This is a genomic window from Modestobacter sp. VKM Ac-2978 (genome assembly GCF_026968025.1).
In the GTDB taxonomy this organism is placed as follows: domain Bacteria; phylum Actinomycetota; class Actinomycetes; order Mycobacteriales; family Geodermatophilaceae; genus Modestobacter.
In genome coordinates this window covers 1-18,769 of the sequence record NZ_JAPVBP010000011.1, presented here as the reverse complement: position 1 = coordinate 18,769, position 18,769 = coordinate 1, and the positions used below count along the sequence as shown (strand labels likewise).

At 74.1% G+C, this 18,769-nt stretch carries 19 protein-coding genes and 1 pseudogene; 19 read left to right on the top strand and 1 reads right to left on the bottom strand.

Annotation, left to right across the window (positions count from 1 at the left end):
* Positions 1–6 precede the first annotated feature (6 nt).
* From O2W53_RS22185 to larE, 10 genes and pseudogenes are all read left to right on the top strand, one after another.
* Complete coding sequence (locus O2W53_RS22185; protein WP_164701072.1) at positions 7–273, top strand: YlxR family protein; 267 nt, start codon at positions 7–9, stop codon at positions 271–273.
* A 215-nt stretch (positions 274–488) separates the two neighbouring features.
* Positions 489–629: pseudogene (locus O2W53_RS22180) on the top strand (translation initiation factor IF-2 N-terminal domain-containing protein); the annotation flags it as partial.
* 1,044 nt (positions 630–1,673) lie between these two features.
* Positions 1,674–3,512: a translation initiation factor IF-2 gene (gene infB, locus O2W53_RS22175; protein WP_269165347.1), complete on the top strand. Its 1,839-nt coding sequence runs from the start codon at positions 1,674–1,676 to the stop codon at positions 3,510–3,512.
* 85 nt (positions 3,513–3,597) lie between these two features.
* A complete protein-coding gene (locus tag O2W53_RS22170; protein WP_269165236.1) occupies positions 3,598–3,900 on the top strand; it encodes a DUF503 domain-containing protein in 303 nt (100 codons plus the stop codon).
* Between the two features lie 80 nt (positions 3,901–3,980).
* On the top strand, positions 3,981–4,532 hold the full coding sequence (gene rbfA / locus O2W53_RS22165) for a 30S ribosome-binding factor RbfA (protein WP_269165235.1): 552 nt from the start codon (positions 3,981–3,983) through the stop codon (positions 4,530–4,532).
* Positions 4,529–4,771: a hypothetical protein gene (locus tag O2W53_RS22160; protein WP_269165234.1), complete on the top strand. Its 243-nt coding sequence runs from the start codon at positions 4,529–4,531 to the stop codon at positions 4,769–4,771. Before rbfA ends, O2W53_RS22160 begins: the two co-directional genes overlap by 4 nt.
* Positions 4,772–4,775: 4 nt before the next feature.
* On the top strand, positions 4,776–5,765 hold the full coding sequence (locus O2W53_RS22155; protein WP_269165233.1) for a DHH family phosphoesterase: 990 nt from the start codon (positions 4,776–4,778) through the stop codon (positions 5,763–5,765).
* Positions 5,766–5,782: 17 nt separating this feature from the next.
* A complete protein-coding gene (locus O2W53_RS22150) occupies positions 5,783–7,063 on the top strand; it encodes an MATE family efflux transporter (protein WP_269165232.1) in 1,281 nt (426 codons plus the stop codon).
* Positions 7,060–7,980, top strand: coding sequence for a tRNA pseudouridine(55) synthase TruB (truB, locus tag O2W53_RS22145; protein ID WP_269165231.1), 921 nt, complete (start codon positions 7,060–7,062; stop codon positions 7,978–7,980). Before O2W53_RS22150 ends, truB begins: the two co-directional genes overlap by 4 nt.
* Positions 7,981–8,002: 22 nt before the next feature.
* Positions 8,003–8,836 carry an ATP-dependent sacrificial sulfur transferase LarE gene (gene larE, locus O2W53_RS22140; RefSeq protein WP_269165230.1) on the top strand — a complete coding sequence of 278 codons (834 nt, stop codon included), beginning with the start codon at positions 8,003–8,005 and terminating at the stop codon, positions 8,834–8,836.
* On the opposite strand, the gene larB is transcribed toward larE, so the two are convergent.
* Positions 8,827–9,504: a nickel pincer cofactor biosynthesis protein LarB gene (gene larB, locus O2W53_RS22135; protein ID WP_269165229.1), complete on the bottom strand. Its 678-nt coding sequence runs from the start codon at positions 9,502–9,504 to the stop codon at positions 8,827–8,829. The genes larE and larB overlap by 10 nt on opposite strands.
* A 38-nt stretch (positions 9,505–9,542) precedes the next feature.
* Between larB and O2W53_RS22130 the strand changes: the two genes are divergently transcribed.
* The 9 genes from O2W53_RS22130 (at position 9,543) to dapB (ending at position 18,373) form a co-directional block, all read left to right on the top strand.
* Positions 9,543–10,043 carry a GNAT family N-acetyltransferase gene (locus tag O2W53_RS22130; RefSeq protein WP_269165228.1) on the top strand — a complete coding sequence of 167 codons (501 nt, stop codon included), beginning with the start codon at positions 9,543–9,545 and terminating at the stop codon, positions 10,041–10,043.
* Between the two features lie 92 nt (positions 10,044–10,135).
* A complete protein-coding gene (locus tag O2W53_RS22125) occupies positions 10,136–10,462 on the top strand; it encodes an antibiotic biosynthesis monooxygenase family protein (RefSeq protein WP_269165227.1) in 327 nt (108 codons plus the stop codon).
* Positions 10,463–10,656: 194 nt separating this feature from the next.
* A complete protein-coding gene (locus O2W53_RS22120; RefSeq protein WP_197058485.1) occupies positions 10,657–11,808 on the top strand; it encodes a branched-chain amino acid aminotransferase in 1,152 nt (383 codons plus the stop codon).
* A gap of 37 nt (positions 11,809–11,845) precedes the next feature.
* Positions 11,846–12,817 (top strand): bifunctional riboflavin kinase/FAD synthetase, encoded by a 972-nt coding sequence (locus O2W53_RS22115; RefSeq protein ID WP_269165226.1) that lies wholly within the window; start codon positions 11,846–11,848, stop codon positions 12,815–12,817.
* A gap of 129 nt (positions 12,818–12,946) precedes the next feature.
* A complete protein-coding gene (rpsO, locus tag O2W53_RS22110) occupies positions 12,947–13,216 on the top strand; it encodes a 30S ribosomal protein S15 (RefSeq protein WP_091942961.1) in 270 nt (89 codons plus the stop codon).
* A 261-nt stretch (positions 13,217–13,477) separates the two neighbouring features.
* On the top strand, positions 13,478–15,742 hold the full coding sequence (locus tag O2W53_RS22105; protein WP_269165225.1) for a polyribonucleotide nucleotidyltransferase: 2,265 nt from the start codon (positions 13,478–13,480) through the stop codon (positions 15,740–15,742).
* On the top strand, positions 15,739–17,115 hold the full coding sequence (locus O2W53_RS22100) for a M16 family metallopeptidase (protein ID WP_269165224.1): 1,377 nt from the start codon (positions 15,739–15,741) through the stop codon (positions 17,113–17,115). The genes O2W53_RS22105 and O2W53_RS22100 overlap by 4 nt, the downstream gene beginning before the upstream one ends.
* An 8-nt stretch (positions 17,116–17,123) precedes the next feature.
* Complete coding sequence (locus O2W53_RS22095; RefSeq protein WP_269165223.1) at positions 17,124–17,504, top strand: VanZ family protein; 381 nt, start codon at positions 17,124–17,126, stop codon at positions 17,502–17,504.
* A gap of 59 nt (positions 17,505–17,563) precedes the next feature.
* Positions 17,564–18,373, top strand: a complete 810-nt coding sequence (gene dapB, locus O2W53_RS22090) for a 4-hydroxy-tetrahydrodipicolinate reductase (RefSeq protein WP_269165222.1) — start codon at positions 17,564–17,566, stop codon at positions 18,371–18,373.
* The last annotated feature ends 396 nt before the right edge of the window (positions 18,374–18,769 follow it).

Below are 18,769 nucleotides of genomic sequence, written 5' to 3'. Positions count from 1 at the left end.
TCCCTGATGGCCGATTCGTCGATGCCGGTCCGCACCTGTGTGGGGTGCCGGCGACGCGCTCCGGTCACCGAGCTGTTGCGTGTCGTCGTCCGCGGCGGGGGGCTCACCCCTGATCCGCGGCGACGGCTCCCCGGCCGGGGTGCGTCCCTGCACCCCACCGCGGAGTGCCTGCAGGCAGCAGTCCGGCGCCGGGCCTTCCCGCGCGCGCTGCGCAGCAGCACGCCGCTGGAGACCGGCCCGCTCGAGGCCCACGTCCTCCGGCAGGTCACCTGACCCGCCCGGGTGGTGCCCCGGACGGACCGCACCGAGCACCCTGCACCAACCGAGCACCATGTACTGAGCGCGATCCAGTCGGACCGGCACCCGGCCGGTCCACAGTCGAGAGCAGGACGACCTCGGATGAGCAACCCGTGAAGTCGCCACGATGACCATGCACCACTGAGACAGAGGTCGAGCGGGCCAGCCGCCGGCCTCACCAGAGGAGACCCGTGCCAGGCAAGGCCCGCGTACACGAGCTCGCGAAAGAGCTCGGTATCGACAGCAAGACAGTGCTCGCCAAGCTCAAGGAGCAGGGCGAGTTCGTGAAGTCCGCCTCGTCCACCGTCGAGGCCCCGGTGGCCCGACGGCTGCGTGAGGCCTTCCCCGGCGACGGTGCCTCGAGCTCCGGTGGCGGCAACGGCGCCTCCGGTGGCCGCCCCGCTCCGCGTCCCGGCCCCCGGCCCGCGCCGGTGGCGTCGGCTCCTGCCGCCCCGGCTCCCGCTGCTCCGGCTCCGGCCGCTGCCGAGGCTCCGGCCGCTGCCGAGGCCCCGGCTGCTCAGGCCCCGGCTGCCCAGGCTGGTGCTCCGTCGCCGGCCCGTCCGGCGGCTCCCGGCCCGCGTCCCGGCCCCCGGCCGGCCCCGCAGCAGCCGGTGGTGGAGGCCCCTGCCCCGCAGCAGCCGGCCGCCAGCGCCCCGACCCAGCAGCCTCCGGCCGCACCGGCCCAGCCGGGCGCGCGTCCGGCTGCTCCGGGTCCGCGACCCGCGGGTGGTGCGCCGGACGGCGGCCCGGCCGCTGGTGGATCCGCTCCGGGCGCCCCGCGCCCGGCCGCTCCCGGGCCCCGGCCCGGCCCCCGTCCGGCCCCCCGGCCGGGCAACAACCCCTTCAGCAGCGCCCCGCGTCCGGCTGCCGCCGGTCCGCGACCCGGCGGAGCTCCCGGTCAGCAGGCCGGTCCCGGTGGGCCGCGTCCCGGCCCCGGTGGCCCGCGTCCGGCTCCCGGCGCCGGCGGTCCCCGTCCGTCGTCGGGTCCTGGCGGGCCCCGTCCCGCCGCCGGTCCTGGTGGGCCGCGTCCCAACCCCGGCATGATGCCGCAGCGTCCGAGCCCCGGCATGATGCCGCCGCGGCCGGCCGGTGGCGGTCGCGCCGGTGGTCCTGGCGGCCCCGCTGGCGCCGGTGGTCGTGGCCGTCCGGGTGGTCCCGGCGGTGGCGGTGGCTTCCGTCCCGGTGGCGGCGGTCCCGGTGGTCCTGGTGGCGCGCCGGCCGGCGGTGGCTTCCGTCCGGGTGGCGGCGGCGGCGGCCGTGGTCGTGGCCGCGGTGGCTCCGGTGCCGGCACCGCGGGTGCCTTCGGGCGTCCGGGTGGTCGCGGTCCGGTCCGTGGGCGCAAGAGCAAGAAGCAGCGGCGTCAGGAGTTCGACTCCATGGCGGCGCCGAGCATGGGTGGCGTCTCGCTGCCCCGTGGCAACGGGCAGACCGTCCGGCTGCCGCGTGGCGCCTCGCTGACCGACCTGGCCGAGCGCATCAACGCCGAGCCGGCCGCGCTGGTCACCGCCCTGTTCCACCTGGGCGAGATGATCACCGCGACGCAGTCGGTCAACGACGACACCCTGCAGCTGCTGGGTGCCGAGATCGGCTGGGTCATCCAGGTCGTCAGCCCGGAGGACGAGGACCGCGAGCTCCTCGACACCTTCGACCTCACCTTCGGTGACGAGGAGAGCGACGACGAGGACGACTGGGGCATCCGCCCGCCGGTCGTCACCGTCATGGGTCACGTCGACCACGGGAAGACCAAGCTCCTGGACGCACTCCGGCACGCGAACGTGGCGGGCAAGGAGGCCGGTGGGATCACCCAGCACATCGGCGCCTACCAGATCGTCACCGAGCTGGAGGGCAACGAGCGTCCGGTCACCTTCATCGACACCCCGGGTCACGAGTCGTTCACCGCGATGCGTGCCCGTGGCGCGAAGGTCACCGACATCGTCGTCCTGGTCGTGGCCGCCGACGACGGCGTCATGCCGCAGACGGTCGAGGCGCTGAACCACGCCCAGGCCGCCGAGGTGCCGATCGTGGTCGCGGTCAACAAGATTGACAAGGAGGGGGCCAACCCCGCCAAGATCCGTCAGCAGCTCACCGAGTACGGGCTGGTGGCCGAGGAGTACGGCGGCGACACGATGTTCGTCGACGTCTCCGCGACCACCCGTCAGGGCCTCGACGACCTGCTGACCTCGATCCTGCTGACCGCCGACGCCTCCCTGGACCTGCGCGCCAACGTGGGCCAGGACCCCCAGGGTGTGGTCATCGAGGGCAAGCTGGACAAGGGCCGTGGCCCCGTCGCCACGGTGCTGGTCCAGCGCGGCACGCTGCGCCAGGGTGACTCGATCGTGGCCGGCGACGCCTACGGTCGCGTCCGGTCGCTGCTCGACGAGCACGGCAACAAGCTCAAGGAGGCCCTGCCGGCCCGCCCGGTCCAGGTCGTCGGCCTGACCTCCGTGCCGCGCGCCGGTGACACCTTCCTCGTCGTCGAGGAGGACCGGATCGCCCGGCAGATCGCCGATCGCCGTCAGGCCCGCATCCGCAACGCGCAGAACGCGTCCATGCGGAAGCGGATCAGCCTGGAGGACCTCGACGCGGCGCTCAAGGAGACCCGTCAGCTCAACCTGATCATCAAGGGCGACAACTCGGGCACCGTCGAGGCGCTCGAAGAGGCGCTGATGAAGATCGAGGTGAGCGACGACCTCACGCTGCGGGTCATCCACCGCGGCGTCGGTGGGATCACCAAGAGCGACATCGACCTGGCGCTGGCCGACGACGTCATCGTCCTGGGCTTCAACGTCCGGGCCGAGGGCCAGGCCACCGAGCTCGCCGCCCGCGAAGGCGTGGACGTCCGGTACTACACGGTCATCTACCAGGCCATCGAGGAGATCGAGTCCGCGCTCAAGGGCATGCTCAAGCCCGAGTACGAAGAGGTGCAGCTGGGCACCGCGGAGGTCCGCGAGGTCTTCCGGGTCCCGAAGATCGGCAACGTCGCCGGCTCCTTGGTGCGCAGCGGCACGATCGTCCGCAACTCCAAGGCCCGTCTCATCCGGGACGGCGCCGTGGTCGCGGACAACCTGACCGTCGAGTCGCTGCGTCGCTTCAAGGACGACGCGACCGAGGTCCGCGAGGGCTACGAGTGCGGTGTCGGGCTGGGGTCGTTCAACGACATCAAGCCCGAGGACGTCATCCAGACCTTCGAGCTGCGCGAGAAGCCGCGCGCATAACGGAAGGACCCCGTCCTCCTCACGCCTCGCAGGCTCGGCGTGAGCCTCGGGACGGGGCAGTGAGTCACTGAGCAGCAGAGAGGCGGTGAGCGTGTTCACGGGCACGCTCACCGCCGACCTGCTGTTGGGCGACGTGCACTCGCTCAAGGAGAAGCGTGCCGTGGTGAAGCCGATCGTGGCCGAACTGCGGCGTCGCTACTCCGTGGCCGCCGCCGAGGTCGGCGACCCCGACCTGCACCGCCGTGTGCAGGTCGGGGTCGCCACCGTGGCCGGCGAAGCCGCCCAGGTGGGCGACGTGCTGGACGCCTGCGAGCGGTTGCTGGCCGAGCGACCCGAGGTGACGCTGCTGTCGACGCACCGGCAGTTGTCCAGCGACACCGATCAATGACCCCCCTGCCCCCCGCCACTCGCACGCTCGCGGCGGGGCCCGGCAAGGGGGCCACCACACCCTCGACATGGAGGTCCGTCATGGCCGACCCGGCCCGGGCACGCCGACTGGCGGTGCGCATCCGTCAGATCGTCAGCGCCACGATCGAGATGCAGATCAAGGACCCCCGCCTCGGGATGGTCACCATCACCGACGCGCGGGTCACCAGCGACCTGCGCGAGGCGACGGTGTTCTACACCGTCTACGGCGACGCGCTGCAGATCGAGGACTCCGCACGGGCCCTCGCCAGCGCCACCGGCGTGCTCCGCTCCACCGTGGGCAAGCAGACCGGGATCAAGTTCGTGCCCACGCTGGCCTTCGTGGCCGACATCGTCCCGGACACCGCCCGCGAGCTGGAGGAGGCGCTGGCCCGCGTCCGGGAGGCCGACGCCGAACTGGCCCGCGCCCGGGAGAACGCCCAGTACGCGGGCGAGGCGGACCCGTACCGCAAGCCCGCGGTCGACGAGGACGAGGACACCGAGGACGGGGACGACCTCGACGGCGCTGCCGACGAGCCGGCCGACGCTGCTGCCGGCCGCACGGACGGCTACGCCGACGGCCGCCCGTCGGCCGCCGAGCGGAGCGCATCGTGACCGGCGCCGTGGACCCGGACCCGGACGACCTGGCCGGAGAACGGGAGGGAGCCGGGTTCGGCGGTCGGCAGGAGCCGGCCACCGGCGACCCCACCGCCGGCGGCAAGCACGGCGACATCGGGACGACCGACAGCATCGCCGAGGACGAGCCGGACGACGGCACGCACTACGCGCCGGGCGGCGGCAACACCGATCCCGAGCCGCAGCAGCCGCCGCACGCCGGCCCGGACGGCACGTGAACCGATGACCACCGTCTCCGCGCCCGCGGACGCGGCCGTGGAGCTGCTCGCCGCTGCGGCGGCCACCGGGCAGACGGTCGTGCTCTCCGGCCACGTCCAGCCCGACGCCGACGCTCTGGGCAGCACCCTCGCGCTGGCCGAGGGGCTCCGACGCTGCGGCGCCCGGGTGGTCGCCACCTTCCCCGAGCCGTTCACGCTGCCGGCGTCGCTGGGCTGGCTCCCCGGCGCCGAGCAGCTGGTCCCACCACGGACCGTGCCGGCCGACGTCGACGTGTTCGTCAGCCTGGACGCCGCCGCCCCCGGTCGGCTGGGTGACCTGGCGGCCCTGCTGACCACCGCGCGGCGGTCGGTCGTCGTCGACCACCACGCCAGCAACCCCGGGTTCGGCGAGATCCGGGTGGTCGAGGCACGCGCCGCCGCGACCGTCGTGCTCGTCGCGGACCTGCTGGACGGCCTGGGCGTCGAGCTCGACGAGCGGCTGGCCACCTGCCTGTACGCCGGGTTGGCGGCCGACACCGGCTCCTTCCGCTTCGGCAACACCGCGCCGGGCACCCACGAGCTGGCTGCCCGGCTGCTGCGCACCGGCATCGACCACGCGGCGATCAGCCAGCGGCTGTTCGACACCGCGCCCTTCGGCTGGCTGGGGCTGCTCTCGGCCGTCACCGGGCGCGCCGTGCTCGACCGGGAGGTCGGCGCAGGACTGGTCTGGACCTGGTCGACGGCGGCGGAGGCGCGCACCCACGGCCTGGCCGCCGACCAGCTCGAGGCCCTGGTCGACGTCGTCCGTGCCACCGCCGAGGCCGACGTGGCCTGCGTCCTCAAGGGTCAGGACGACGGTGCCTGGTCGGTCTCCCTCCGCTCGCGCGGCGCCACCGACCTGGCCCGGGTGGCGATGGCCCTCGGGGGCGGTGGGCACCGCGCAGCCGCCGGGTACACCTCGACCGCCGACCGGGAGGGCACGATCGCGCAGCTCCGGCAGGAGCTGGCCCGCTGAGCAGGTCGGTCCCGTCGTTGGCGGCGCCGGCACTGGTCGTGCTGGCTGCCGAGCCGCTGTACCTGCTCGTCGACACCGCGGTGGTCGGCAACCTCGGCACGGTCAGCCTCGGCGGTCTCGCCGTCGGCGGCGGTCTGCTGGCCTACGTGGCGGCGCTGCTCAACTTCCTGGCGTACGGCACGACCGCCCGCGCGGCCCGGCGCGCCGGGGCCGGGGACCGGGACGGCGCGGTCGCCGAGGGCGTGCAGGCCACCTGGCTGGCCCTGGCCCTGGGCCTGGGGCTGGCCGCCGTCTTCCAGGTCGCGGCCGGGCCGCTGACCCGCCTGCTCGCCGGCGGGGACGGGCCGGTCGCCGACGCCGCCGAGGAGTGGCTGCGGGTGGCCAGCCTGGGGCTCCCGCTGCTCCTGATCGCACTGGCCGGCAACGGCTGGCTGCGTGGCGTCCAGGAGCTGCGCCGGCCGATGGGCTACGTCCTGGCCGGCAGCCTGGTCAGCCTGGTGCTGTGCCCGCTGCTGGTGCACACCGCCGAGATGGGGCTGGTCGGCTCCGCCGTGGCCAACGTGGTCGGCCAGGCCGTCTCCGCCGCGCTCTTCGTCCGTGCGCTGACCCGTGAGCTGGCCGGGACCGGGACCTCCCTGCGGCCCCGGCCGGCCGCGCTGCGGGGCCAGCTGGTGCTCGGGCGCGACCTCCTGCTGCGCGCCGCCGTCCTCCAACTGGCCTTCGCCGCCGCCACGGGGGTGGTGGCCCGGTCGGGCACCGCCGAGCTCGGGGCGCACCAGATCGCCCTGCAGCTGTGGCTGTTCCTCGCCCTGGTGCTCGACGCCTACGCCATCGCCGCGCAGACCCTCGTCGGCACGGCGCTGGGCGCGGCCCGCCCGGCCGAGGCCCGCGCCACCGCGAGCCGGGTGGTCGGCTGGGGCCTGGGCACCGGCGTCCTCGTGGCCGTCGCACTGCTCGCCCTGCGCCCGGTGCTGCCGCCGTTGTTCACCGACGACCCGGCGGTGCTCGCCGAGGCGGGCGTCGTGTGGTGGTTCCTGGCGCTCATGCAGCCGCTGGCCGGGCTGGTCTTCGCCCTGGACGGGGTGCTCATGGGCGCGGGGGACGTCGCCTACCTGCGCACCGTCACCGTCGGTGCAGCGCTGGTGGGGTTCGTGCCGCTGTCGCTGCTGTCCGGCTGGCTGGACTGGGGGCTGCCGGGGGTGTGGACCGGCCTGACCCTGTTCATCGTGCTGCGGCTGGTCGCGGTGAGCTGGCGGGTGCGGGGCAGCGCCTGGCTGGGTGAGAGCGTGGCCCCGTGAGTCCGAAGAAGCCCGACGCCGACGTCCCGCCGTCCCTGCTGCTGGTCGACAAGGCCGGCGGCATGACCTCCCACGACGTCGTCGCCCGCGCCCGGCGGGTGCTGTCGGTGCGCAAGGTCGGGCACGCCGGCACCCTGGACCCGATGGCCACCGGGTTGCTGGTGCTGGGCGTGGGCGCGGCCACCCGGCTGCTCGGCCACCTCTCCGGCTCGGACAAGACGTACGAGGCCACCATCCGGCTCGGCCAGACCACGGTCACCGACGACCGTGAGGGTGACGTGACCGCCACCGCCTCGGCCGCCGGGGTCACCGAGGACGCCGTCCACGCCGCGCTGGCCGGTCAGGTCGGCCCGCTGCAGCAGGTGCCCTCGTCGGTCAGCGCGGTGAAGGTCGACGGCAAGCGCTCCTACGACCGGGTGCGGGCCGGCGAGGAGTTCGAGCTGGCGGCCCGGTCGGTGACCGTGCACCGGATCGACGTCCACGACGTCCGTCGTCCCACCGTCGACCTGGTCGACGTCGACGTGACCGTCTCCTGCAGCACCGGCACCTACATCCGGGCGATCGCCCGGGACGTGGGCGCGGCCCTCGGGGTCGGGGGCCACCTCACGGCCCTGCGCCGCACCTCGTCGGGGCCGTTCGCCACCGCCGACGCCCGACCGGTCGAGGAGGCCGCCGAGGCGCTGGCCGGGCCGGGCAGCGGCCCGGGCGTGCTGGGCCTGACCGACGCCTCCCGGGCGGTCTTCCCCGCCCGGGAGCTCACCGCGGAGGAGGCCGTCGCCCTGGGGTACGGCCAGCGGGTCCCGGCCACCGGCACCCCGGGGCTGCACGCGGCGGTCGCTCCCGACGGTCGGCTGGTCGCGCTGGTCGAGGACGCCGGATCGGTGGCCCGGGTCGCGGTCGGCTTCCCGCCGGGCTGAGCCGGATGACACCCTGCGGAGGATGAGCGCACTCGAGCACCGGTTGGCCCTGCTGGACGCCGAGCTCGCCGCCGTCCCCGGGGTGCTGGTCGCCTTCTCCGGCGGCGTCGACTCCGGTGTCGTGCTGGCCGCTGCGGTGCGCGCACTGGGCGCCGGACGGGTGGTCGCTGCGACGGCCGTCTCCCCGAGCCTGCCGGCGGCGGAGCAGGTGGCGGCACGGGCGTTCGCGAGCTCGCTGGGGGTGCAGCACGAGCAGCCTCGCACCGACGAGCTGTCCCGTCCGGGGTACGTGGCCAACGCCGGTGACCGCTGTGCGTTCTGCAAGACCGAGCTGGTCGACGTGCTCACCCCGCTGGCCACGGAGCTGGGGATCGCCGACGTGGTCACCGGTACGAACGCCGATGACCTGCGGGCGGGCTTCCGGCCCGGCATCCGGGCGGCTGCCGAACGGGGCGCGTGGGCGCCGCTGGCCAGGGCCGGCATGACCAAGGACGACGTCCGGGCGGCCGCCCGGCTCTGGGGCCTGCCGCTGGCCGACAAGCCGGCCGCCGCATGCCTGGCCAGCCGGATCGCCTACGGGGTGCCGGTGTCGGCGGCGGGCCTGGCGCGGGTGGAGGCGGCCGAGGCGGCGTTGCGGGCCGCGCTGGCCGAGGCCGGGCACCCGGCGCGGGACCTGCGGGTGCGGGACATGGGCGAGGACGTGGCCCGGGTGGAGGTCGATGCCGCACTGGTGCCGGTCGTCGGCACGGAGCTGCTGGCCGCGGTCACCGGGTTCGCCCGGGTGGAGCTGGACCCGCGGGGCTTCCGGTCGGGGGCGATGAACGAGCTGCTGCCCGACCCGGTGCGCTACCGGTGAGCTGAGCGGACGATCCGGGCGGCCGCGACGCCGGCGCCGAACCCGTTGTCGATGTTGACGACCAGCACGCCGGGCGCGCAGGCGGTGAGCATGGTGAGCAGCGCGGCCAGGCCCTCGAAGGCGGCGCCGTAGCCGACCGAGGTGGGGACGGCGACCACCAGCCGGTCGGTGAGCCCGGCGACCACGCTGGGCAGCGCGCCGTCCATCCCGGCGACCACGACGACGGCGTCGGCCGCGGCCAGGTCCGGGGCCACGGCCAGCACCCGGTGCACGCCGGCCACCCCGACGTCGTCCACCCGCCGGCACCCCACCCCGCTGGCGGCCAGGGTGGCGGCGACCTCGGCGGCGACCGCGCCGTCCGACGTCCCGGCGGTCAACACCAGCACCTGGCCGACCGGCGGTTCCGGTGTGCCCACCCAGGCCACCCGGCCCACCGGGTCGACGTGGGCCTCCGGCCAGCGCTCGAGCACCGCCGCGGCGGTGGGTTCGTCGACCCGGGTGGCCCAGGCGAGCGGGGCTCCGGCGTCGAGCAGGCCGGCCAGGCAGCCCACGGTCTCGGCCGGGGTCTTGCCGCCGGCGAAGACCACCTCGGGGGTGCCGGTCCGGGCCGCCCGGTCGGGGTCCAGCCGGGCGAAGCCGATGTCGGCGGTGCGCGGCTGCTCGATCACCGCATCAGTCTCGCCCACCGGCTCGGCAGACTGTCCGGGTGCTGGTGCGGCGCCGGGTGGACCACGACCTCCCGGGCAGCGTCCGCGCCCTGCGGGAGGTGCACGACGTCGACGGGTACCCGGCGCGGTGGCCGGCGGACCCCACAGCGTGGTTGACGCCCAGCGGGACCGTCGCCTGCTGGGTGGCCGAGGTGGCCGGCGTCGTCGTCGGGCACGCCTGTCTGGTGGGCGGCGTCGTCGACGACGTGCTGAGCCGACGGACCGGGGTGCCGGCCGGCGGGCTGGGCGTCGTCTCCCGGCTGTACGTCGCGCCGCGGGGGAGAGGGCAGGGCCTCGGCGCCGGTCTGCTGGCCGCGGTGACGGCGTGCGCCGAGGACCGGGGTCTGCAGGTGGTGCTCGAGGTGGTCGAGGCCAGCGGCGCCGTGCGCCTCTACGAGCGGCTGGGATGGCGGCTGGTCGACCGCCGGTCGGCCGACTGGACGACCCCTGCCGGAGTGCGTCCGCCGATCCGGGTCTACGTCCCACCGCCGCGGGGTTGACCGCGCCCTCCAGCGCGAGTGGACGGGGACCAGCAGCCGCGGGTGTCGCACCCGCCGTGTCGAGCCGGTCGTCGCTGGGCAGGATGCGGTGCATGAGCGTCGTGAAGATCAACGTCGTGACCATGCCCGAGGACAAGCGCGCCCGTTTCGAGGAGCGGTTCAAGGGCCGCGCCGGTGCGGTGGAGACCACCCCGGGGTTCGAGTGGTTCGAGCTGCTGCGCCCGGTCGCCGGCACCGACTCCTACCTCGTCTACACGCGGTGGAGCAGCCAGGAGGCCTACGAGGCCTGGCAGACCAGCCAGGACTTCGACCGCGCGCACGACGGCGGGGGCGACACCCTGGCCCCGGCCGCCGAGCGCTCGCAGCAGCACGTGTGGAGCTACGAGGTCGTCGAGTCCGCGGCCCCGAAGAGCAGCTGAGCCGCCGGCCCGCGCCGTCGTCGCCCGCCTCGGCGACGACGGCCGGGCCCGCCGGTTCGTCCGATCGCACGACCTACGGGCGGGCGGTCGTCCCGCCGCACGTGCCGTGGGCCCGTGGAGCCGGGCTAGGGTGACCGTGCGGGCCTGGCAACCGCCGGACCACGCTCCAGCACGAGCACCAGCAGGTGGGAGCCATGACCGACACGCTCGCCGACAGCCGTACCTCCCCCCGGGTCTTCACCGAGGGCGTGCCGCTGGTCGTGGAGGACGTGCCGCGCCGGTCCGCCGCCGAGCGTGCCGCGGTCCTGGCGGACCCCGGCTTCGGTCGCCACTTCACCGACTCGATGGTCGTGGCCCGGTACCGCGCAGGTGAGGGCTGGGTCGACGCCCGGCTGACCGGGTACGGGCCGCTCCAGCTGGACCCCAGCACCGCCGGCCTGCACTACGCCCAGTCGATCTTCGAGGGGCTCAAGGCCTACGCCCAGCCCGACGGCAGCGTCGCGACCTTCCGGCCGGAGTCCAACGCCGCCCGGTTCGCCCGCAGCGCCGCCCGGCTGGCCATGCCGGCCGTCCCGCACGACGCCTTCCTCACCGCCGTCGACGCCCTGGTCGACGCCGACCGCGAGTGGGTCCCCACCGGCCCCGACCAGACCCTCTACCTCCGCCCGTACATGATGGCCGTCGACCCGTTCCTCGGGGTCCGGCCGGCGAGCGAGTACCTGTTCCTCGTCATCGCCAGCCCGGCCGGGGCGTACTTCCCGCGCGGCGTGCAGCCGGTGTCGGTCTACCTCTCCGAGGACTACATCCGGGCCGCCCCCGGCGGCACCGGCGACGTCAAGTGCGCCGGCAACTACGCGGCCAGCCTGCTGGCCCAGGAGCAGGCGATCGCTGCCGGCTGCGACCAGGTGGTCTGGCTGGACGCGGTGGAGAAGCGCTGGGTCGAGGAGATGGGCGGAATGAACCTGTTCTTCGTCCTGGGTTCCGGCGCCGACGCCGAGCTCGTCACCCCTGAGCTCACCGGCACGCTGCTGCCCGGCATCACCCGCGAGTCGCTGATCACCGTGGCCCGCGAGCTCGGGCACCCGGTCACCGAGCGGAAGTTCAGCGTCGACGAGTGGCGGGCCGGCGTCGCCGACGGCACGGTGACCGAGACCTTCGCCTGCGGTACGGCCGCGGTCATCACCCCGGTCGGTGAGGTCAAGGGGCGCACCGGCGACTTCACGGTCGGCAACGGCGAGCCCGGCCCGCTGACCATGGAGCTGCGCGCGCGGCTGCTCGACGTCCAGCACGGCCGGGTCCCCGACACCCACGGCTGGCTGCACCGCGTCGCGCCCGTGGCCTCCTGAGCACGTCGACCACTCGACACCGGGGGAGGGGAACGACGTGCTGCGCTGGCGTGGCCTGGACGCGACCCCGCCGGACCTGGGGCGCACCGTGGTCACCGTCGGCATGTACGACGGCGTGCACCGGGGTCATCAGCACCTGATCGGTGCGGCGGTCACCCGGGCCCGCGCGGTCGGACGACCGGCGCTGCTGCTCACCTTCGACCCGCACCCCTCCGAGGTGGTGCGGCCCGGCTCCCACCCGGCGATCCTGACCTCGGCCGACCGCAAGGCCGAACTGGTGGCCGAGCTGGGTGTGGACGCCATGTGCGTGCTGCCCTTCACGCCCGAGTTCAGCCGGCTGTCCCCGGGGGAGTTCACGCACACCGTGCTGGTCGAGCACCTGCACGCCGCCCAGGTGGTGGTGGGGCGGAACTTCACCTACGGGCACAAGGCGGCCGGGACCGTCGAGACACTGGCCGCCGAGGGCCGGCGGTTCGGCTTCAGCGTCGAGGGGGTCGACCTGACCAGCGTCGGCTCGGCCCCCGACCTGGCCGGCGACGGCGAGGTGACCATCTCCTCCACCTACATCCGGGCCTGCGTGGCCGCCGGGGACATGGCGTCGGCCGCCCTCGCGCTCGGCCGCCCGCACCGGGTCGACGGGATCGTCGTCCGCGGTGACCGTCGCGGGCGGGAACTCGGCTACCCGACCGCCAACGTGGAGAGCCCGGCGCACACCGCGATCCCGGCCGACGGGGTCTACGCCGGGCGGCTGGTGCTGCGCGACCACCGCGGGGTCAGCCGCAGCACCCATCCGGCCGCGATCTCGGTGGGCAGCAACCCGACCTTCGCCGGCGCCCGGCGCACCGTCGAGGCCCACCTGCTCGACTTCGACGGCGACCTGTACGGCGAGCACGTCGGCGTCGAGTTCGTCGAGCGGCTGCGCCCGATGCTCAACTTCGCCGGGGTGCCGGAGCTGCTGGTGGCCATGGGCGAGGACGTGGCGCGGACCCGCGCCGTCCTGGAGGTGTGACCGGGCGACTCCGGGCCTGGCCCTGGTGCGGCCGTGTAACCTCGGTGCTGACGTCGGGTGACCGACGTGTGTGCATGCTGCCCCCGTGACACAGACCGGGGGCCACACGTGACCTGCCCTGGAGGCACCATGGCGCTGGAGAGCGCGACGAAGAAGCAGATCATGACCGAGTACGCGACGGTCGAGAACGACACGGGTTCCCCCGAGGTGCAGGTCGCGATGCTGACCCGACGGATCAGCGACCTGACCGAGCACCTCAAGCTGCACAAGCACGACCACCACAGCCGGCGGGGCCTGCTCCTGCTGGTCGGCCGTCGCCGGCGGCTGCTGAACTACCTGGCCAAGACCGACATCAACCGGTACCGCTCGCTCATCGAGCGGCTCGGCCTGCGCCGCTAGCACGACCGAGGGGACCGCTCCGGCAACACCGGGACGGTCCCCTCACTCGTGCGGCACCCGCCGCACGGGACCACCGGCCCCACGCCGGCCGCCCCGCGAGGGCCGGTCCTCGGTAGTGGCCCCCGGGACGCAGCGAGCCTGAGTGCAGGACCCCGCGAGTGCGCCCCCCGAGGGCTTCGATCGAAGACCGGTCGCCCCGGACGCCGTCGGCGCGACGCCGCGAAGAGGACGTCGCCGTATGCGACGTAGGAAGAGGACACGATGTCCGCACCCACCACAGATCCCACCGACTTCGACGCCGAGGACGGCGTGTTCACCGCCACCGCGGTGATCGACAACGGGGCCCTCGGTTCCCGCACCGTCACCTTCGAGACCGGCCGCCTCGCCAAGCAGGCCGCCGGCTCCGTCGTCGCCACCATGGGCGACACCACGCTGCTGTCGGCCACCACGGCCGGCCGCCAGCCCAAGGAGCAGTTCGACTTCTTCCCGCTCACGGTGGACGTCGAGGAGCGGATGTACTCGATCGGGAAGATCCCCGGTTCGTTCTTCCGCCGCGAGGGCCGCCCCTCCGAGGACGCGATCCTCACCTGCCGACTGATCGACCGCCCGCTGCGGCCGACCTTCGCCAAGGGCCTGCGCAACGAGGTCCAGGTCGTCATCACCGTCCTGTCCCTGGACCCCGACCACGTCTACGACGTGCTCGCGATCAACGCCGCGTCGGCCTCCACCCAGCTCTCCGGCCTGCCGTTCTCCGGCCCGATCGGTGGCACCCGGGTGGCGCTGATCAACGGGCAGTGGGTCGGCTTCCCGACCCACGCCGAGCTCGAGGACGCCGTCTTCGACATGGTCGTGGCCGGCCGGGTCCTGCCCGACGGCGACGTCGCGATCATGATGGTCGAGGCCGAGGCCACCGAGAAGACCATCGAGCTCATCGCCGGTGGCGCCACCGCCCCGACCGAGGAGGTCGTGGCCCAGGGCCTCGAGGCCGCGAAGCCGTTCATCAAGGCGCTGTGCCAGGCGCAGTCCGCGCTGGCCGAGAAGGCCGCCAAGCCGGAGGCGCACTTCCCCCGCTTCCTGGACTACCAGGACGACGTCTACGCCGCCGTCGAGGCGCACGCCGCCGAGAAGCTGGCCGTGGCCCAGGCCATCGCCGGCAAGCAGGAGCGCGAGGAGGCCACCGACGCGCTCAAGGACGAGGTCAAGGCCGCCCTGGCCGGGCAGTTCGAGGGCCGCGAGAAGGAGGTCTCCGGAGCCTTCCGCGCCGTGACCAAGAAGGTCGTCCGGCAGCGCATCCTGCGCGACAAGATCCGCATCGACGGCCGTGGGCTCACCGACATCCGGCCGCTGTCGGCCGAGGTCGAGGTGCTCCCGCGGGTGCACGGCTCGGCGCTGTTCGAGCGCGGCGAGACCCAGATCATGGGCGTCACCACGCTGAACATGCTCCGCATGGAGCAGCAGCTGGACACGCTGAACCCGATCACCCGCAAGCGCTACATGCACAACTACAACTTCCCGCCGTACTCCACCGGTGAGACCGGCCGGGTGGGCTCGCCCAAGCGCCGCGAGATCGGCCACGGAGCGCTGGCCGAGCGGGCACTGCTGCCGGTGCTGCCGAACCGCGAGGAGTTCCCCTACGCGATCCGACAGGTCTCCGAGGCCCTCGGCTCCAACGGCTCCACCTCGATGGGCTCGGTCTGCGCCTCGACGCTGGCCATGCTCAACGCCGGTGTGCCGCTGAAGGCCGCGGTCGCCGGCATCGCCATGGGCCTGGTCTCCGACGAGGTCGACGGCAAGACCGAGTACGTCGCGCTGACCGACATCCTCGGCGCCGAGGACGCCTTCGGTGACATGGACTTCAAGGTCGCCGGCACCAAGGACTTCGTGACGGCCCTCCAGCTGGACACGAAGCTCGACGGCATCCCCTCCGACGTCCTCGCCGGTGCGCTGACCCAGGCCCGCGCGGCCCGGCTGCACATCCTCGACGTCATGCTCGAGGCGATCGACGGCCCCGACGAGATGAGCGCCTACGCCCCGCGGGTGACCACGGTGCGCATCCCGGTCGACAAGATCGGCGCGGTCATCGGCCCGAAGGGGCAGATGATCAACGCGATCCAGGACGAGACCGGCGCCGACATCACCATCGAGGACGACGGCACGATCTACGTCGGCGCCTCCGATGGCCCCTCGGCCCAGGCCGCGGTCGACCGGATCAACGCCATCGCGAACCCGACGCTGCCCAAGGTCGGCGAGCGGTTCCTCGGCACCGTGGTCAAGACGACGGCCTTCGGCGCCTTCGTCTCGCTGCTGCCCGGCCGCGACGGCCTGGTCCACATCAGCAAGCTGGGCAACGGCAAGCGGATCGCCAAGGTCGAGGACGTCGCGAACGTCGGCGACAAGCTGCAGGTCGAGATCACCGACATCGACGCCCGCGGCAAGATCAGCCTGGTGCCGGTCGTCGAGGGCGACGCCGCCGCAGCCGGTGACGCAGCTCCGGCTGACGAGACCGCCGCTCCCGCGGAGGCGTGAACACGAGTACCGACCTGACCGGGGCCGGGGCGGGCGCTGCGGCGTCCGTCCCGGCCCCGGTCGGTGTCACGCAGGTGCTGGACGTCGACGAGGTCGGCGGCCGGGTGGAGCGGACCGAGCTGCCCGGCGGGCTGCGGGTGCTCACCGAGACGATGCCCGGGGTGCTGTCGGCGACCCTGGGCATCTGGGTCGGCGTCGGGTCCCGGGACGAGAGCCCGGAGCTGGGCGGCTCCTCGCACTTCCTCGAGCACCTGCTGTTCAAGGGCACCCGGAGCCGCACGGCGCTGGAGATCGCCACGGCGATGGACGCCGTCGGTGGTGAGATGAACGCCTTCACCGCCAAGGAGCACACCTGCTACTACGCGAACGTGCTCGCCAGCGACCTCCCGCTCGCGGTGACCCTGCTCGGGGACCTGGTCACCGAGGCCCTCAACACCGCCCCGGACCTCGAGTCCGAGCGCACGGTGGTGCTCGAGGAGATCGCGATGCGCGACGACGAGCCCGCCGACGCGGTGCACGACCTGTACGCCGAGACCCTGTTCGGCGACACCCCGCTGGGCCGGTCGGTGCTCGGCACCGTGGAGTCGATCGAGTCCCTGACCCGGGACGACGTCGACGGCTGGTACCGCGACCGCTACGCCGTCCCCTCGATCGTCGTCTCGGCGGCCGGGCGAGTCGACCACCAACAGGTCATCGACCTCGTCACGGCGGCCTTCGGTGGACGGTTGAGCGGGGGAGCGCGGCCGGAGCCGTTGCGGCTGGGGTCCGACGTCGTCCTGGGCGAGCCAGCCCGGCCGACCGGGCTGATCCACCGGCGCACCGAGCAGACGCACCTGCTGCTGGGCAGCCTGGGGATGGGCCGACTGGACGAGCGGCGGTACGCCGGCGCGGTGCTGGACGCCGCGGTGGGTGGCGGCATGAGCTCGCGGCTGTTCCAGGAGATCCGGGAGAAGCGGGGCCTGGTCTACAGCGTGGGGTCCTCGCTGACCCACTACGCCGGTGCCGGGAGCTTCTCGGTGTACGCCGGCTGCTCGCCCAAGCGCGTGCCCGAGGTGCTCCGGCTGATCCGCGCCGGGCTCGCGGAGGTCGCGGCCACCGGCCTGACCACCGAGGAGGTCGTCCGGGCACGCGGCCAGCTCAAGGGCGGGCTGGTGCTGGGGCTGGAGGACACCGGCTCGCGGATGAGCCGGTTGGGCAAGAGCGAGCTCTCCTACGGCGAGTACCTGCCGGTGCGAGAGGTGCTGGCCCGGCTGGAGGCGGTGCAGGAGGACCAGGTGCGTGCGGTGGCCGCCGACCTGTTCACCCGGCCGACCTGCCTGGCCGTCGTCGGCCCCTACCGGGAACGCGACCTCGACCGGCTGCTCGCCGCCTGAGTCGCCGGATGAGCTCCCGCCCGACCCTGCGGTTCGCCGACCACGGTGCACTGGCGCGCGGCACCTTCGCCGTCGTCGTGCTGGTGTCGCTGGCGGTGCTGTTCACCCCGGCGTCCGGCGTGCCGTCGGCCCCGCCGGGCGTGGACAAGGTCGTGCACGGGCTGCTGTTCGCCGGGTTGGCGGTCAGCGGCCGGTGGGCCGGTGTCGGCCGGTGGGTGCTCGCCGTCCTCCTGGTGCTCTACGCGGCGGCCAGTGAACTGCTCCAGTCCCTGGCCGTGCTGAACCGGTCGACGTCGGTCGCCGACCTCGCGGCCGACGTCGCCGGGGTGGCCGTCGGGCTCCTGGCCTGGGAAGCCCTCGCCCGGCACCGGGCCGCGCGTCCGACCTGACCTGCCGGTGGGTGGGGCGCCGCCTTGCGTGCGGCGCCCGCGTTGGTGAGCATCGCGGGATGAGCACCCCGCCGGCCCCCGACGTCCAGCCTCCGACCTCCACCACCGGGGAGACCCCGCTGGTCTCGGTGGGGGTGCTCGGCGCCAGGGGCCGGATGGGCACCGAGGTGTGCCGGGCGGTCGACGCCGCGGAGGACCTCGAGCTCGTGGCGATGGTCGACGAGCGCGACTGGCTGTTCAACGTGGCGGACGCGGGCGCCCAGGTGGTCGTCGACTTCACCCGGCCCGACTCCGTCATGGACAACATCCGCTTCTGCATCGACCAGAACATCCACTGCGTCGTCGGGACGACGGGCTTCGACGAGCAGCGGCTGGCCACGATCGCCGAGTGGCTGGAGCCCAAGCCGGACCTCGGGGTGCTCATCGCACCGAACTTCGGGATCGGTGCCGTGCTCCTCATGCGCTTCGCCCAGGAGGCGGCGCGCTTCTTCCCGTCCGTGGAGATCGTCGAGCTGCACCACCCGGCCAAGGTCGATGCCCCCTCGGGCACCGCGGCCCGCACGGCCCGGCTGGTCGCGGCCGCCCGGCGGGCGGCGGGCGTGCCGGCCGCGCCGGACGCGACCCGGGAGGCCGACTCGCTGCCCGGTGCGCGCGGTGCCGACATCGAGGGCGTGCCCGTGCACGCGGTCCGGCTCGCCGGGCTCGTCGCCCACCAGGAGGTGCTCATGGGGGCAGCGGGGGAGACGCTGACCCTGCGGCACGACTCCTACGACCGGGCGTCGTTCATGCCCGGTGTCCTCCTCGCCGTCCGGGAGATCGGCCGCCGTCCTGGCTTGACCGTCGGGATCGAGTCGCTGCTCGGGCTCTGAGGCCGGTGCGCGGAGGCCGGCCGGCCCACCCGCCGGCCTCCGCAGAGTGACCTGCCTCGCAATCCTGGACAGCCGTGTCGGCGCTGACCTGCGGTTTCTCAGCCGCCATGGCCCTCGGGAGGCGTTCGGACGGTGCTCAGGCCCTCCGGCGGTTTGACGAGGGCCTGGACGGCACGTAACTTCTTCTTTGCGCCGAGCGAGACCGGGTCGAAAGAGCCGGGAGCCGCGAGGTCAGACCCCCGGGTGTGACAGCGAGCCGTGCACGGCGTACAGTCGGACAAGCCGCCTCGAACGAGGGCCAAGCAATTGGTCGGGTTTTGTGCGCGTCCGCTCCTTGAGAACTCAACAGCGTGCCGAAAGTCAGTGCCATATATCAATACCCCCATTCGGCGTCCT